Annotated in this window: 13 protein-coding genes; 3 read left to right on the top strand and 10 right to left on the bottom strand. The window is 66.5% G+C overall.

Annotated elements, in window-relative coordinates; translation table 11 throughout:
* Positions 1 to 54: 54 nt before the first annotated feature.
* The 5 genes from AD89_RS0115345 to pdxH all read right to left on the bottom strand — a co-directional run bounded on the left by AD89_RS0115345 (position 55) and on the right by pdxH (position 5635).
* Complete coding sequence (locus AD89_RS0115345) at positions 55 to 555, bottom strand: HNH endonuclease (protein WP_025780345.1); 501 nt, start codon at positions 553 to 555, stop codon at positions 55 to 57.
* A 613-nt stretch (positions 556 to 1168) separates the two neighbouring features.
* Entirely contained in the window at positions 1169 to 1987 is an 819-nt protein-coding gene (locus AD89_RS0115340; RefSeq protein WP_025780344.1) for a C40 family peptidase, read from the bottom strand.
* Between the two features lie 477 nt (positions 1988 to 2464).
* Positions 2465 to 3151, bottom strand: coding sequence for a metal-dependent transcriptional regulator (locus tag AD89_RS0115335; RefSeq protein WP_025780343.1), 687 nt, complete (start codon positions 3149 to 3151; stop codon positions 2465 to 2467).
* Positions 3152 to 3415: 264 nt separating this feature from the next.
* On the bottom strand, positions 3416 to 4888 hold the full coding sequence (locus AD89_RS0115330; protein ID WP_025780341.1) for an aldehyde dehydrogenase family protein: 1473 nt from the start codon (positions 4886 to 4888) through the stop codon (positions 3416 to 3418).
* A gap of 75 nt (positions 4889 to 4963) precedes the next feature.
* A complete protein-coding gene (gene pdxH / locus AD89_RS0115325) occupies positions 4964 to 5635 on the bottom strand; it encodes a pyridoxamine 5'-phosphate oxidase (protein ID WP_025780340.1) in 672 nt (223 codons plus the stop codon).
* A gap of 175 nt (positions 5636 to 5810) precedes the next feature.
* Between pdxH and serC the strand changes: the two genes are divergently transcribed.
* A complete protein-coding gene (gene serC, locus AD89_RS0115320) occupies positions 5811 to 6992 on the top strand; it encodes a phosphoserine transaminase (protein WP_025780339.1) in 1182 nt (393 codons plus the stop codon).
* 10 nt (positions 6993 to 7002) lie between these two features.
* Positions 7003 to 8133, top strand: a complete 1131-nt coding sequence (locus AD89_RS0115315) for an NAD(P)/FAD-dependent oxidoreductase (protein WP_025780337.1) — start codon at positions 7003 to 7005, stop codon at positions 8131 to 8133.
* A gap of 40 nt (positions 8134 to 8173) precedes the next feature.
* Here AD89_RS0115315 and AD89_RS0115310 read toward each other — a convergent pair whose 3' ends face one another.
* The 5 genes from AD89_RS0115310 to AD89_RS0115290 all read right to left on the bottom strand — a co-directional run bounded on the left by AD89_RS0115310 (position 8174) and on the right by AD89_RS0115290 (position 12068).
* On the bottom strand, positions 8174 to 8671 hold the full coding sequence (locus tag AD89_RS0115310; protein WP_025780335.1) for a DUF456 domain-containing protein: 498 nt from the start codon (positions 8669 to 8671) through the stop codon (positions 8174 to 8176).
* Positions 8672 to 8765: 94 nt separating this feature from the next.
* On the bottom strand, positions 8766 to 10043 hold the full coding sequence (locus AD89_RS0115305; protein ID WP_025780333.1) for an MFS transporter: 1278 nt from the start codon (positions 10041 to 10043) through the stop codon (positions 8766 to 8768).
* Between the two features lie 8 nt (positions 10044 to 10051).
* Complete coding sequence (locus AD89_RS0115300) at positions 10052 to 11011, bottom strand: DUF3027 domain-containing protein (RefSeq protein WP_025780331.1); 960 nt, start codon at positions 11009 to 11011, stop codon at positions 10052 to 10054.
* Entirely contained in the window at positions 11011 to 11391 is a 381-nt protein-coding gene (locus AD89_RS0115295; RefSeq protein ID WP_025780330.1) for a cold-shock protein, read from the bottom strand. Before AD89_RS0115295 ends, AD89_RS0115300 begins: the two co-directional genes overlap by 1 nt.
* Positions 11392 to 11837: 446 nt before the next feature.
* A complete protein-coding gene (locus AD89_RS0115290; RefSeq protein ID WP_025780328.1) occupies positions 11838 to 12068 on the bottom strand; it encodes a hypothetical protein in 231 nt (76 codons plus the stop codon).
* A 74-nt stretch (positions 12069 to 12142) separates the two neighbouring features.
* Between AD89_RS0115290 and AD89_RS0115285 the strand changes: the two genes are divergently transcribed.
* Positions 12143 to 14314, top strand: coding sequence for a helicase-associated domain-containing protein (locus AD89_RS0115285; RefSeq protein WP_025780327.1), 2172 nt, complete (start codon positions 12143 to 12145; stop codon positions 14312 to 14314).
* Positions 14315 to 14327: the final 13 nt, after the last annotated feature.

Below are 14327 nucleotides of genomic sequence, written 5' to 3'. Positions count from 1 at the left end.
AATCCCGTCAGCATTCGGACAGCACCGTCCCCTATCTGGGACGATGCCGGATTGTCAGGCGGCGCTGGAGTATTCGAGGAACGGGCGCCACTTCTCGACGGGTTTGTCGATCCCGCGCATCCACAGCTGCCCCAGACGGGGCTCCTGCGGGAGGAAGCTGAGCTTCCACCCGATCTCGCCGAGAGTGCGATTGCCCTTGCGGTTGTTGCATTCGCGGCAGCAGGCGACGAGGTTCTCCCAGGTGTTCGCTCCCCCGCGGGAGCGTGGGACGACGTGGTCGACTGTGTATGCCGGTTTGGAGCAGTAGGCGCAGCGGTGGCCGTCCCGGCGCAGGACTCCCCTGCGGGAGAGTGAGACGCGACGGTTGCTCGGCGGGCGCACATAGCGGGTGAGCAGGATGACGGAGGGCTGATCGAGACTCATGTGCTCGGATCTCACCGGAATATCCTCTGCGGCCAGGACTGTCGCCTTTCCGGTCAGCACGAGCACCACGGCCCGTGTGAACGGAACGATCGACAGCGGTTCGTAACCGGCGTTCAGCACGAGAGTCTTCATATCTCGCCCCTCATCTTCTTCTCTACTGGGCCGAAACCGGCTGCCCCGACCCCAGGGAACACAAAAGGCGCCGTGCTCATGGGCACGACGCCTGGGAAAGAGGGCACGGAGACAGATATGTGCTCCGCACCAGAGACTGGAGCGGCTATTCGAATTATTCGACTATGCCCCATCTGCTTTCCTTCGCATCAGCGGTCGACACCATTCGGCGCCCACCTATCATGGAACTCAATCTTTTCCAGAGTAACGCCGCGCGCGCCCGTGACCCAATTCATACTGCTCGCGTCACGGAAACTTCGGCTCGCGTTCACCGAACCGGGAGCTCAGCGCACTCACCGGACCGGGCGCAAGCGGGCGGCGCACGGGTGGGCGGACGGCACAAGTGGGCGGGCCGGCACAAGCGGGCGGCCGCCTCGGCGACGTTGTCGGCCGAATTGAGCAGATGAACTGCTTCGAAATTCATATGTGGTGTTCTTGATCAGTGCGTATGAATTTCGGACTAGCGAATGCAGGCACACCGCCGGTGCGCGCCCGACGTTTCCGGGCATACGAAAAGCTCCCCGTGCGACTCGAGGACCGTCGAGTCGTACGGGGAGCTTTTCGGTGATGAAGATCAGAGAACGCGGATGAAGGTGACGTTGCCCATCCAGCTGTAGCTGCGCTTCGAGGTTCCCGAGCTCGGCGAACCGGCATCGTACATCTGTCCGCCACCGGCGTAGATGCCGACGTGGCCGGGGTGCCAGATGAGGTCACCGGGCTTGGCTTCGGACTGCGAGACGATCTGGCCTGCACCCTTCTGGGCACCGGAGGTGCGGGGCAGGTTCACGCCGACGTGGCTGTAGACCCAGGAGGTGTATCCGGAGCAGTCCCAGCCGCTCTGGCTGGTTCCACCCATGACATAGGGGGTTCCGACGCCCTTGGCCGCCCAGGCGAGGACCTGCTCGGCCTTGGATCCGTCGATGGATCCGGCGCCCTTGGAGTCGGATTCGCCCGAATCGGACGATCCGCTGTTGGCGGTGTCGTCGGAGGTTCCGGCCGACTCGTCGGAGTCAGCGGAGGTGGTTTCGGCCGGCTCGGGCTTGGGCTCGGGCTTCGGGGCAGCCTCGGCGGTGATGGCCTTGCTCTCGACGCCGAAGGAGTCGGACTTCTTGTCGTCCTTCTTGCTGTTCGACTCGTCGCCGATGGTGACGGTCTGGTTCTCGAAGTCGACCTTCTGGGTGGTCTCGGCTTCTGCGGAGACCCTGTTCTGGTCGTCGGCACCCTGGCCGGCGGCCGGCATCACTGCGGCGGTCAGCAGACCACCGCTGGCAGCGACAACAGCTGCACGACGGCCGAAGACGCCTGAATTGGCGTTCAGAAGTTCAGTGAGTTCGGTCAGCGGAGTCTTGACCTTGGCATCGGCGGCGCGGCGGCCATGCTGCTTAGTTGCCACGTTTTCCCTCTCGTTCCTATTGGCAATCTCAGCCAACCGCCGCTATCGGTCCTTGGTATCTCACAGCGAGCGCGGCGCTCGGATCTCGCTGTGAAGTCGTCAGTGCGTGAACGACCTCAACAACTGTAACCAATCGGTGACTGATTGTCACGTTTTTGTCACAACCACCGGAGGAAACCCGTGATGTTTTCCATAAACGTGCAGGTCAGAGGCCTACAACAGCTTGAAACATTCGTAACATTTTCTCGTTATACGACGCGACCCAGGGGCGGACAACCGCTCCCTGGGTCAGAGATCACGGTGATTTGTAACGAATCGGGGCTCAGGCACCCGCTCCTTCGTTACCGCGGCTCGTCCTCACCGTTATCGAGCCACAGCCTCGATGTTACGGAACTCCAGTCTTGCCGTTATCGAGACACCGCCTCGATGTTGCGAAGCTCCAGCCTCGACGTTGGGGAACTGAGATTTCTGTACGCCTCAGCTCCGGTAGGCGAAGACGTGCGAGGCGGTCTCGACCGGCAGGTCGAGCACGTCCTGCGCGCCGGGCACCTGCACGGTGATGTATTCGCCGTTGCGCGAAATCTCGACGTCGCTGCCCGGCAGGACACCGGCGACCTGGAACTGCTGAAGCAGGTGGATATCGACCTGCAGGGGTTCGGCCAGCCAGGCGATCGTCAGCTTCTTTGCGCCGTCCCGACCGACTGCCGTGGCGAGGTCGATGACCTCGGTGGCCGTCGAGGCTTCGCCGCCGATGACGTCGAGGCCGGGGATCGGGTTGCCGTAGGGCCCGGTGGACGTTTCCGAAAGCAGCTTCACGAGCTTGCGTTCGACCTGCTCGCTCATCACGTGTTCCCAGCGGCAGGCCTCGTCGTGGACGAGTTCCCACTCGAGTCCGACGACATCGGAGAGAAGGCGCTCGGCCAGACGGTGCTTGCGCATGACGTCGGTGGCGATCCGACGCCCCTCCGGGGTGAGCTCGAGATGGCGGTCGTTGCCGACGTGGAGCAAACCGTCACGCTCCATCCGCGCCACGGTCTGTGACACGGTGGGACCGGAATGATCCAGGCGCTCGGCGATGCGGGCACGCAAAGGCACGATCGACTGTTCCTCGAGCTCGATGATCGATTTGAGGTACATCTCGGTTGTATCAATGAGGTCGTTCACTTCTGACCAGCCACTCCACTCTTCGTCTCCAGGTCGTTTCGACCGTTTCAGGCGCTGTCACCAATTCGGGTCGCTGCGACCCTGTCCCGCCCCGCACAGGCGAACCCGTTCGCGGCCGTTGCGATCTGGACCAATCCTATCGTGCGTTCAGCGAATCCCGTGAGTCGAGGAATCGCCCGGGTCCGCGCCCGACATCGGCCGCCGCCGGACAGCTCGGCCCGCATGGGTTTCGGCCCGTCCGCGCAGGAATGCGCACCGGCCCGCTCAGCCGGCATTCGTGTAGGTCGTCTTGTGCACCGTGAAGAACTCCCGTGCCGCCCTCGCCTGCTCACGGGGACCATAGCTCGACCCTTTCCGTCCGCCGAAGGACACGTGGTAGTCCACGCCTGCCGTCGGGGCGTTGACCATGACCATCCCGGCCTGGGCGTAACGCTTGAAGTGGGTCGAATATTTCAGGGAGGTCGTGAAGATGCCGGCAGAGAGCCCGAACTCGGTGTCGTTGGCGACCGCGAGCGCTTCGTCGTAGTCGGCGACCTCGATCACCGAGGCGACCGGGCCGAAGACCTCGTCGACGTTGATCGTGTCGCCCGGCTTCGTGCCTGTGACCAGAGCCGGCGCGAGGAAGTACCCACCCGTGCCCGATTCGATGAGCTCACCGCCGGTGACTTCCCCACCCTCGGCTCGGGCCGTGGCGATGTAGCCGAGGTCCTGGTCGAGCTGAGTCCGGGAGACCACGGGCCCGATGGCTACTCCCTCGGCGCGGGCGTCGCCGACGGTCAGTGCCGCCATCTTCTCCTTGAGCAGTGCGACGAATTCGTCGTGGACATCGGAGGTGACGATGAGACGGGAGGACGCGGTGCAGCGCTGACCGGTGGAGAAGAAGGCACCATTGATCGCGGCGTCGGCGGCCGCTTCGAGATCGGCGTCGCCGAGCACCACGAGCGGGTTCTTCCCACCCATTTCGCACTGCACCCTGATCTGGTGGGCCGCAGCCGAGGCGATGACGGATCGTCCGACGGCGACGGACCCGGTGAAGGTCACGGCGTCGATCTTCGCCGAGGTGGTCAGGGCGTCCCCGACCACGGACCCCGGCCCCATGACGAGATTGAGGACTCCATCGGGCAGTCCCGCCTCGGCGAGGATATCGGTGAGCGCGTAGGCGCTGGCGGGGACGAGTTCGGCGGGTTTGACCACGACCGTGTTGCCGAAGGCCAACGCCGGGGCGATCTTCCAGGCCGGGATGGCGATCGGGAAGTTCCACGGGGTGATGATGCCGATGACGCCGATGGGTTCGTGCGTCATCTCGGCGATGAGTCCGGGGCGGACGGAGTCGACGATCTCGCCGGTATTGCGGATGGTCTCGCCGGCGAAGAACTTGAAGATCTGTGAGGCGCGCAGCACCTCGCCCTTGGCTTCGGCGAGCTGTTTGCCCTCTTCCCGGGCGAGGAGGTCGCCGAGTTCGTCGGCGCGGTCGGCGATGAGGCTTCCGGCCTTGTCGAGGATCGCGAAGCGCTGCTGTGAGCCGAGGTCTGCCCAGGCGGGAGCGGCCGCACGGGCGGCATCGATCGCCGAGGCGACCGTGGCGGCATCCGCGCGAGCAAAGAGACCGATCACATCGGAGGGGTCGGACGGATTCGTGTTCGTCGATCGGTCCTCACTCGGCACCCGCCTGCCGCCGATGAGGTTGTCGAAGACCGCGTCGGGTCCGTACTGAGCAGAGGTATGGGTCGAGGTCATCGATACTCCTTCGTATTCGCGTATTCGTCGGTGAGCGCCGGTGATCGTCAGGCCTGGGGGCAGAGATCGTCTGGCCTAGGGGTAGAGGCGGACGACCTCCCAGGCCGAGGCGTCGTCGAGGTCGGCCGTATCGTGACTGCCGTCGGCCCGGCGGAAGACCCACCGGTCGTGGAACCGGTTCTGCTGGCCCTGCCAGAATTCGATCTCGAAGACGCGCACGCGGAACCCGCCCCAGTGATCGGGCCGCGGCACATCCTGGCCTTCGAGCTCGGCCGCCGCGGCATCGTATTCGGCCTGCATCTGCTCGCGGCTGGTCACCGGCTGGGACTGCTTGGACACGGTCGCCCCGATCTGCGATCCACGGGGGCGCACGGCGAAGTACGCGTCCGAGTCCTCGGGGGCGGCCACCTCGGCGAGGCCGCGGATGCGGACCTGTCGTTCCATGTCCTGCCAGGGAAAGTTCACGGCGGTGCGGGGGTCGGCTTGCAGCGCCCGGCCTTTCGCCGAGTCGTAGTCGGTGAAGAACAGGAGTCCGCGTTCGTCGAGGCCTTTGAGCAGGACGATGCGCGAGCTCGGGCCCCATTCGTCGAGGGTCGAGACGGTCATCGCATTCGGTTCGCGGACGTGGTCGGCCGCTTCGTCGTACCACTGGCGCAGCAGGTCCAGGGGTGCGGTATCCGGGTGTTCGAAGACGGCTGAGTCATAGGACTTCCGGGTCTGCGGGAGGCGATCGACGGGCTCACTCATGTCTTCACTCTACGACGCGGCACGGACACGAGTCAGCCGGGTCCCGCCTCGGCGGATGCGGTCGAGGCGGACGATGTCGTGCAGTCGTCACAGGGAGTGACGGGGCGACGTCCGCCGTCCGTCACATGACGGACCGGTCCCGAGCGGCGGACGGGCCCGCCGTAGAATGTCGAGCGTGACTGCGAAGAATATTGAGATCCCGAAGAATCTTCTGCCCGCCGACGGACGCTTCGGGTCCGGCCCGGCCCGCATCCGCCCTGCCCAGATCGAGGCGCTGACCTCGGCCGCGACCGAGGTGCTCGGCACCAGCCACCGCCAGGCGCCGGTGAAGAACCTCGTCGGCCGCATCCGTTCCGGACTGGCCGAGCTGTTCAGCCTGCCCGAGGGTTATGAAGTGGTGCTCGGCAACGGCGGGTCCACCGTGTTCTGGGACGTCGCGGCCTTTGGTCTCGTCCGCGAGCGGGCCGCGCACGCGACCTTCGGCGAGTTCGGTCAGAAGTTTGCGAAGGCCACCGACACCGCTCCGCACCTGAAGTCCTCCCTCATCCTGAACGCCGAACCGGGCACCGCCGCGATCCCGACGCCGGAAGCCCTGGCCGAGGCTGGTCTCGTGGACTCCCCCGCCGAGGCGGCCGCCGGCGAATCCGCCGCCGACGTCTTCGCCTGGCCCCACAATGAGACCTCGACCGGTGTGGCCACTCGGATCGCACGTCCGGCCGGGATCGCCGAGGATGCCCTCGTCGTCATCGACGCCACCTCCGGCGCCGGTGGCCTGGCCGTCGACATCGCCGAGACCGACGTCTACTACTTCGCCCCGCAGAAGAACATGGGCTCCGACGGCGGCCTGTGGGTGGCGATCATGTCGCCGCGGGCGATCGCTCGGGCACAGGAGATCAAGGACTCCGGTCGCTGGATTCCGACCTCCCTCGACCTGGTCACCGCGATCGAGAACTCGGCCAAGGACCAGACCTACAACACCCCGGCCGTGTCGACCCTGCTGCTGCTCGCCGAGCAGATCAAGTGGATCAACGGCAACGGCGGCCTGTCCTGGGCGATCGAGCGGACCGCTGAGTCGGCCGGGCTCGTCTACGACTGGGCGGAATCCGCCGAGGCGGCAGACCCCTATGTCGTCGACCCGGCCGATCGTTCTTCGGTCGTGGCCACCATCGATTTCGATGACTCGGTCGACGCGGCTGCCGTGGCCAAGGTGCTGCGGGCCAACGGCATCGTCGACGTCGAACCGTACCGCAAGCTCGGCCGCAATCAGCTGCGCATCGCGACCTTCGTCTCCGTCGACCCCGACGATGTGCGGGCCCTGCTGGCCTGCATCGACTTCGTCATCGACGCCCTCAAGTAACGCGACCGACATGCCTGCACACACCGTCGACAGCTCCGCCCGCGTCGGCATCATCGGCAGCGGAATCGCCGGGGCCAGTGTTGCCTTCGGCCTCGCCTCCCGCGGGGTCGACGTCACCATCGTCGACGATGCCATGGCCGGGCAGGCGACAGCTGCCAGCGCGGGGATCATCGCACCGTGGGTGTCGACGAGCACCGGTGCCTACTACGAGACGTACGCGGCGGGAGGGAACTTCTATCCGGCGTTCCTCGAGGCGCTGCGTACGCTCGGCATCCCCGACCTCGGCTATCGCAGGTCCGGTGCCCTCGTCGTCAACAACGACCCGGGGACCCTCGCCGAGGCGGCTGCGACCATCCGTTCTCGTGTCGCGCCCGCGGGAACCGTCGCGGGCGAGGTCCATGACCTCGATGCTGCGGAGCTTCGCGAGATCTTTCCGCCGATCGCTCCGGACATGACCGGACTCCTCATCACCGGAGGCGGCCGTGTCGACGGCCGGGTTCTGCGCGATGCGATCCTCACCGGAGCGCGCCTGCATGGAGCCAGAACGGTCGCAGATTCTGCACAGGATGTCACCGCATCGAGCGCGGGCACATGGTCGGTACGCACCACGTCGGCGACGGAGGACTTCGACGCCCTCGTCATCGCAGGTGGGGCGCGGAGTGCCGAGCTCCTCGGACGACTCGGCCACGCTGTGGGGATCGTCCCTCAACGTGGTCAGCTGCTCCATCTGGAGCTGCGCGGAGTCAACACATCGCCGTGGCCGACGATTCACCCTCTCGACCATCACTACATCACACCCTTCGACGGAGGCCGCATCGTCGCAGGCGCCACCAGGGAGGACGGGGTCGGCTTCGACGTCCGCGCCACTGCCGCCGGAACGCAGCAGGTCCTCGACGACGCACTGCGGATCGCGCCGGGCCTCGCACAGGCTACCGTTCTCGAGACCCGCGTCGGAGTGCGCCCCATGTCGACGCGCGAGGGGGCACTGCCGTACGCGGGTGCGGTGCAGGGCGCGGACGGACTGTGGCTGGCTTCGGGATTCGGCGCCGGCGGACTCACGATGGGCCCACTCATCGGCGATGGTGTGGCCAGACTGATCCTCGGCGAAGAAGCACCGGAGATCGCCCACCTGGCTCCGTGAGCGGTGCTCTGCCGGTGATAGTGAAGGGTCCCAGCTGCCCTCAGCCGAAGAAGTGGATGAGCACGCCGATGCCGAAGGTGATTCCGGCGAGCATGGCGAGGATGAATTCGATGCCCGCGCCGATACCGATCGCCTTGATCGACTCCCAGCTGGAGTTCCATGCCGTCTTCCCGTCCTTGAGGCGGGCATACTCGGCGAGGTAGAGGCCCGCGACGAAGCCGATCGGCAGGCCGAGCACCGGAATGACGAAGAAGCCGATGACGGCGAGCACCCCGCCCAGCAGCACCGAGGAGTTCGGCACCTGCATGGACTTGAGTTTGCGGCCGGTGAGCACGAGCGAGGCACTCATCCCGGCCGCGACGAACACGGCGACGATGGCGAAGATGATCCACGCGACCGGCCCGCCGATGACGATCGCCCAGATGAGCACCGCTACGGCGATGAGGATCGACCCGGGCAGCACCGGCACGATGATGCCCAGGCAGCCGACGAGGATCGCCAGGCCGACGAGCACCGAGGTGATGATGTCAGTTGTCACAGTCCGTCCGTTTCCCTTGCTCGACCCTCGAATCCCTCGCCGAGGCGGTCGACCGAAATTCTATGACACGAACCTCCGGGCCCGCCGAGTGCCCTCAGTGTGCGCTGCCGCCGGGAGGCCGGCCGTGGTAGCTCAGGTGCAGCCGGATCCGCGATTTGGGATCCCGGTAAAGTCGCAGCTCCTTGGCCGTGATCATCCACAACAGTCCCACGGCGAAGGCGATGATCCCCGAGGCGGCTCCGACGACGAGCGCCATCCGCGGTCCGAAGGCATCGGCGACCCAGCCGGCTAAGGGGGCGCCGATCGGGGTGCCGCCCATGACGACGGCCGCGTAGATCGCCATCACTCGACCGCGGTAGTTCGGCGCGGTGGTCGTCTGCACGTAGGCATTCGCCGAGGTCATCATCGTCAGTGACGAGAAACCGACGAACATGAGCGAGGCGGCGAAGAGGTAGTAGTCGGGCATCAGCGATGCCACACCCACCGCCACTCCGAAGCCGCCTGCGGCGCCGAAGACGAAGCGCAGCCGGGGTTTCTCCCGCCTGGCCGAGACCAGTGCTCCGGTCACGGACCCGATGGCCATGACGGAGTTGAGCAGACCGAAGCCGCTGGCGTCCTTGCCGAACTCGATCTTCGCCATCGTCGCCGTGTAGATGTTGAAGTTGAATCCGAAGGTCGCGATGACGAACAGCACGACGAGCACGACCGTGATGTCCGGGCGCCTGCGCAGGTATTTCAGTCCGCCGAGCACCCCGCCTGCACCGCGCCGACCAGAGGGATGCAGCTTCGATCGGTCCAACCGCAGCAGCACGGTCAGCGTCGCCGCGAAGCCGAGCCCGCTGATGAGGAAGACGGGACCGGGACCGATGACAGCGGTGAGCACACCGGCCACGGCCGGACCGATCATGCGGGCGCCGTTGAAGGACGCCGAATTGAGGCTGACGGCGTTGGGCAGCAGCTTCTCACCGACGAGTTCGGAGACGAAGGCCTGCCTGGCCGGGTTGTCCAGGGTCGTGAGCATCCCGAGCGTGAACGCGAGCACGTAGACGTGCCAGAGGACGATGACGTCGGTGATGGTGAGGACGAAGAGGACGAGTCCGATGAATCCCAGCAGCGCCTGGGTGACCATGAGCAGACGCCGTTTGTCGAACTTGTCGACGAGGTTGCCCGCGAACGGGAACATGATCAGCTGCGGGCCCAGCTGCAGAGCCATGGTGATGCCCAATGCTGATGCGTTGTTGTCCGTGAGCATGGTCAGGACGATCCAGTCCTGCGCCGTGCGCTGCATCCATGTCCCGGTGTTGGAGATCAGGGCACCGGCGAACCAGTGCCGGTAGTTCGGCTCCGACAGCGACCGGAACATCTGGGACATCGAGTGGTTCAGCCCTCCTGGAACTCGAGCTCGCCGGAGTAGTCGTCGACGACGGCTTCGGCAGGCTCGTTATTCGGCCGTCTCACATCGGTCTCCGAATGCGCCCCGCACCCGGATTCGAGTCCGACCACACGCCCGTCGAACGGTGACCACGCATTGGCGCAGACCCCGAACTTCTGGCGCAGCGATCCGGCGATCGGCATGAGGTAGCCGCAGCTGCCGCAGTGTCCGGCCGCGCGTGAGGCGAACTCGCTGTCGGGGCCCGCGTCGGATTCCGCCCACCGGCTCGCCGCCGCACTCAGCCCGTCGGAGGAGAGCACGCGTTCACGGCCGAGACCGAATTCGAAGTTCGCGATCTGGTCGACGTTGTCTGCGGAATTGTCCTCGGTCTGCTGGAAGCCCGGCTGCAGGTTCGGGTCCTGGTCGAGCTTCGGCAGGGTGTCGCGCGGACCCATATCGCCGGGTTCGAGCCGTTCTTCCCACGGCACCCATTCGGGGGCGACGAGGGCGTCGGGGCCGGGCAGCAGCGCGGTTTCGCAGACCGTGACCTTCTTCGCCCGCGGAGCGCGGGCGAGTACGGCCACCCACCGCCACCCGCGATAGGTCGGGTCGGTGCACACGAAGTAGTGGGTGACCAGACGGGTCGCCTCGGCCACCGTGCCCAGGTGTTCGCCGACGACGGCGGTGCCGGCCACCTCGGTGATGGCGGTGCGGGCGATGTCGATCGCCGCGGCCAGCTGGGTGTCGAGGACGACCTTGTCCGTGCCCGAGCGTGTGCGCCCGGTCTTCGTCCCCTTCGCCGAGGCGGTCGTGGCGGAATCCGCGGCGACCGCGCTTGCCGCGGCGGTCGGCTCGACGGCGGCGGCGGGCACATCAGCGCCGGGGGTCGCCTCGGTGGTCTGTTCGGCGTCGTTCTCGACGGGCGCGGCGGTCTGCCGGGCCAGCCAATCACTGAACAGTGATGACATCAGGACTCCAAATCGTCGGCAATCGCCCGCAGCAGGCTGGCGACCTTGTTCCCATGGGTGGGGTCGGGGTAACGACCGTGCTGCAGTCCGTTGTTGAGGTCATCCAGTACTTTGATGACATCTTCAACCATAACTGCCATGTCCGCTGCCGGGCGTCGGCGGGCTTTGGCAACCTTGGTCGGAGTGGTCAGGGGGCGGGCCTTGAGCACCTGCGCTCCGCGGCGGGAATCGACGACATCGTATTCGAGTCGGGTGCCCTTGGTGACGTCGACCCCTTCGGGCAGCACGGAGGAATGGAGGAAGGCCTGCGAGCCGTCCTCGGCGATGACGAAGCCGAAGCCCTTGTCGGCATCGAACCATTTCACGCGTCCGGTGGGCATGATGTCCTTTCTGTCTGGTCGTACCCGCGGTGGCGGGCTGATCGTACGGTGCCCGCTGCTGCGGGCTGTGTGTCGGTCGGCTGCGGAATAGGATTCCGCAGCCGGGAAGCTGGTCGGATGGTCGGTCAGTGTGCAGGTCAGAATCAGTGTGCAGGTCGGTGCGAGTGTGCAGGTCGGTGCGATCGTGTGCCCTGATGGCCGGCGGTGCCGTCCGTGGGGCTGAGGGCATCGAATCGGCGATGAGATCTCCGGCTCGCTCACCTGCTCAGGCCGTGAGCACTGTGCCGGTGAGCGCCTGATCGGCGGCGGGAGATCACGGGCACCTGCGCGACCCCGGTGGTCGGCCGCCTCGGCGAGGTGGGGGTTCGCACCGCCTCGATCACACTGTGCGGGAGGGCTTCATGCCCGTCCCCGACCCTGCGGGGTGAGCGGCATGAACGGTGGTATCAGCGGTGGCCCACCCCGGTCTGTCTGCGTCGGATGGCGGCTCGGATCATGGCCACGCAGGCGAGGATGACGGCGATGGGCACGAGGATCATGGGCAGATAGGTCAGCAGCGAACTGGGGGTCAGTCCCATCCAGGCCTGACCGAGGACGCCGATGAGACCGAGCGCCCCGATGGCTGCGGCGGCAACCGCGGCGACGACGATGGCTGTGTCGACTCGAGTGGCTGACAATGCGCGTCCTTCCGTCCGATCTCTGATCCGTAATCTGCCCCTCCATTGTACCCCTCGCGATAGACTGATCTGCGATGTCCATGACCTTCAGCCAGTGGCTGTCCCACAGTGCAGATGCCGAGTTCGAGTCCTTCGTCCGGACGCGACGCGACCTCCTCCAACCCGAGTCCCCGACGATGGCGGCCCTGGCCGCGGCCGCGTCCTCACGCATCGGGGTCTCCCGCGGCATCGAAGCCCTCGATGCGGGCACGCTCGAGGTCTTCATCGCCCTGGCCAAGGCGGCCCGGACGACGCCGGAGATCGACGTCGCGGGCATTCCGCATATCGATCCTGCCCTCGCCGAGGCGGCCCTGCCCCGACTGCGCGACCTCGGCCTGGCATGGCCCGCCGGTGGGGACCGGGACGGTGCTGGGTCGGCGGGATCTGCTGGGTCTGCTGGGTCTGCTGGGTCTGCTGGGTCTGCTGGGTCTGCTGGGTCTGCGGTTGCGGGCGTGTGGAAGATCCAGTCCGAGGCCATCACCCTGCTGCCGACCTCGGCAGCCGAATCCTCCCGGGCCCATCCGTGGCAGATCGATGAGCCGTCGATCGATTCGAGCACGGCCGCGATCGGCCAACCGCTCATCCACAACAGCGAACAGGCCGCCGTTGCCGAGGTCATCTCATCTCTGCGCGGGCTCGTCGATGAGCTCGCTGCCTCCCCGATCTCCCGGCTGACCAGCGGCGGCATCTCGAAACGGGATGTCTCCCGACTCGCCCGCACCCTCGAACTGGGTCTCGAGCAGACGATCACCCTGCTGCAGGCGGCGAAGTCGCTGCACCTCATCGGAGTCCTCGACGATGCGCTCGATCCGCAGTGGACGGCTGCCGATGATGCCGATTCCGCCCTCGCCGGTGATCGTGCCGACCTGTGGGCGGGCCTGGTCGGGGCCTGGCTGCGCGACCTGCTCGACGTCACGCAGCTGGCGGCCGGCGCAAGCGAGAACGAACGGCTGACCGTGCTCGCCGCCCCGAAGAAGTCCCTGTTCAAGGGGTACGGGCTGTCGGTGCCGGCGATGCCGCTGCTGCGTTTCGCCGTGCTCTCGGTCCTGCACGACATCGGCCTGGGTACGGCACGGTCGGCAGGGTGGATCCATGCCGAGGTGCTGCGTCGTCATCCGCTGCTGCCGGCCCACGAGTTCGCGATGACCGAGGCCGTTCTCCACACGTGCGTCACCGTGGGGCTGGCGACGACACCGCTGCAGCAGCCGGATCATTTCGGACCGAGCCGGTTCGGTCTCCGCCTGGCCGCCGGATTGGATCGGGCGATGGCCGAGCATGCAGCACAGGACCCCTCGATCCTGCCCCTGGGCGTGTCCGTCGAGGCTCTGACCGTGCCCGGGGATGTCATCGCCGCGGTCACCGAGGGGCTCGGCGCCGAGGTCGATACGGTGCTCATCCAGTCCGATCTCACCGCCGTGGCCACCGGCCCGATCGAACCGCGGGTCCACCATATTCTGCGCAAGTACGCCGTCGTCGAGGCGCGCGGTCAGGGCACCGTCTATCGCATCGACGCCGAGACCATCGAGGACACGATGCAGGCCGGGCTCACCCCGGAGGAGGCGTTGGCCGAACTCGCCGAGATCAGTGCCGAAGAGCTGCCGTCGACGCTGGAGTTCCTTGTGCAGAACACGGCTTCGAAGCTGCGGAGGGTGCGGGTGGCCGGCGCCCGGTCGGTGCTCATCGTCGACGATCCGGTCGACCTCGATGTCATCCTCTCCGATCAGGCGATGATGCCCGCCGGACTCGAACGTCTGGCCCCGACCGTGGCGATCGCCCAACTGGGCCCGGAGCGGACGATGCATCTGCTCGAGGCCTCCGGTCATCACGCTCTGCTGCATTCGGCGGCCGGTCCCGTGCGCAAACGCCGGGTGATCACCGAATCGGAACCCGAGGTCAGCGTCAGGCGACGTCCCCGGGTCAGTGACGGCCACCTCGGCGAATATATTCGGATCCTGCGGTCCGCACCCGCAACGGCCACACCGGTGAGCACGGATGAGCCTTTGGGCCATATGGACCGTCTGCGGGAAGCGGCGGAGACGAAGCAGCGCGTGCTCATTCGGATCGCGGATTCCCACGGCAAGGAGCGGACGATCGAGATGCTGCCGGCCACCCTCAACGCCGGCCGCGTCCGCGGAGTGGTGACGACCACCGGCGCCGAGGCGTCCCTGTCCGTCGCCCGCATCGTCTCCGTACACCCCTCCCCCTAATTGCTACCTGACG

The organism is Brevibacterium sp. VCM10 (assembly GCF_000583215.1).
In the GTDB taxonomy this organism is placed as follows: domain Bacteria; phylum Actinomycetota; class Actinomycetes; order Actinomycetales; family Brevibacteriaceae; genus Brevibacterium; species Brevibacterium linens.
This window is presented reverse-complemented; position numbering and strand designations above follow the sequence as displayed.

Excerpts from the sequence above, each read along its gene's own strand:
- AD89_RS0115330 (WP_025780341.1), bottom strand. The coding sequence starts at position 4,888 with ATGACCTCGACCCATACCTCTGCTCAGTACGGACCCGACGCGGTCTTC.
- AD89_RS0115300 (WP_025780331.1), bottom strand. The coding sequence starts at position 11,011 with ATGTCATCACTGTTCAGTGATTGGCTGGCCCGGCAGACCGCCGCGCCC.
- AD89_RS0115305 (WP_025780333.1), bottom strand. The coding sequence starts at position 10,043 with ATGTCCCAGATGTTCCGGTCGCTGTCGGAGCCGAACTACCGGCACTGG.
- pdxH (WP_025780340.1), bottom strand. The coding sequence starts at position 5,635 with ATGAGTGAGCCCGTCGATCGCCTCCCGCAGACCCGGAAGTCCTATGAC.
- AD89_RS0115285 (WP_025780327.1), top strand. The coding sequence starts at position 12,143 with ATGTCCATGACCTTCAGCCAGTGGCTGTCCCACAGTGCAGATGCCGAG.
- AD89_RS0115345 (WP_025780345.1), bottom strand. The coding sequence starts at position 555 with ATGAAGACTCTCGTGCTGAACGCCGGTTACGAACCGCTGTCGATCGTT.
- AD89_RS0115315 (WP_025780337.1), top strand. The coding sequence starts at position 7,003 with ATGCCTGCACACACCGTCGACAGCTCCGCCCGCGTCGGCATCATCGGC.
- AD89_RS0115295 (WP_025780330.1), bottom strand. The coding sequence starts at position 11,391 with ATGCCCACCGGACGCGTGAAATGGTTCGATGCCGACAAGGGCTTCGGC.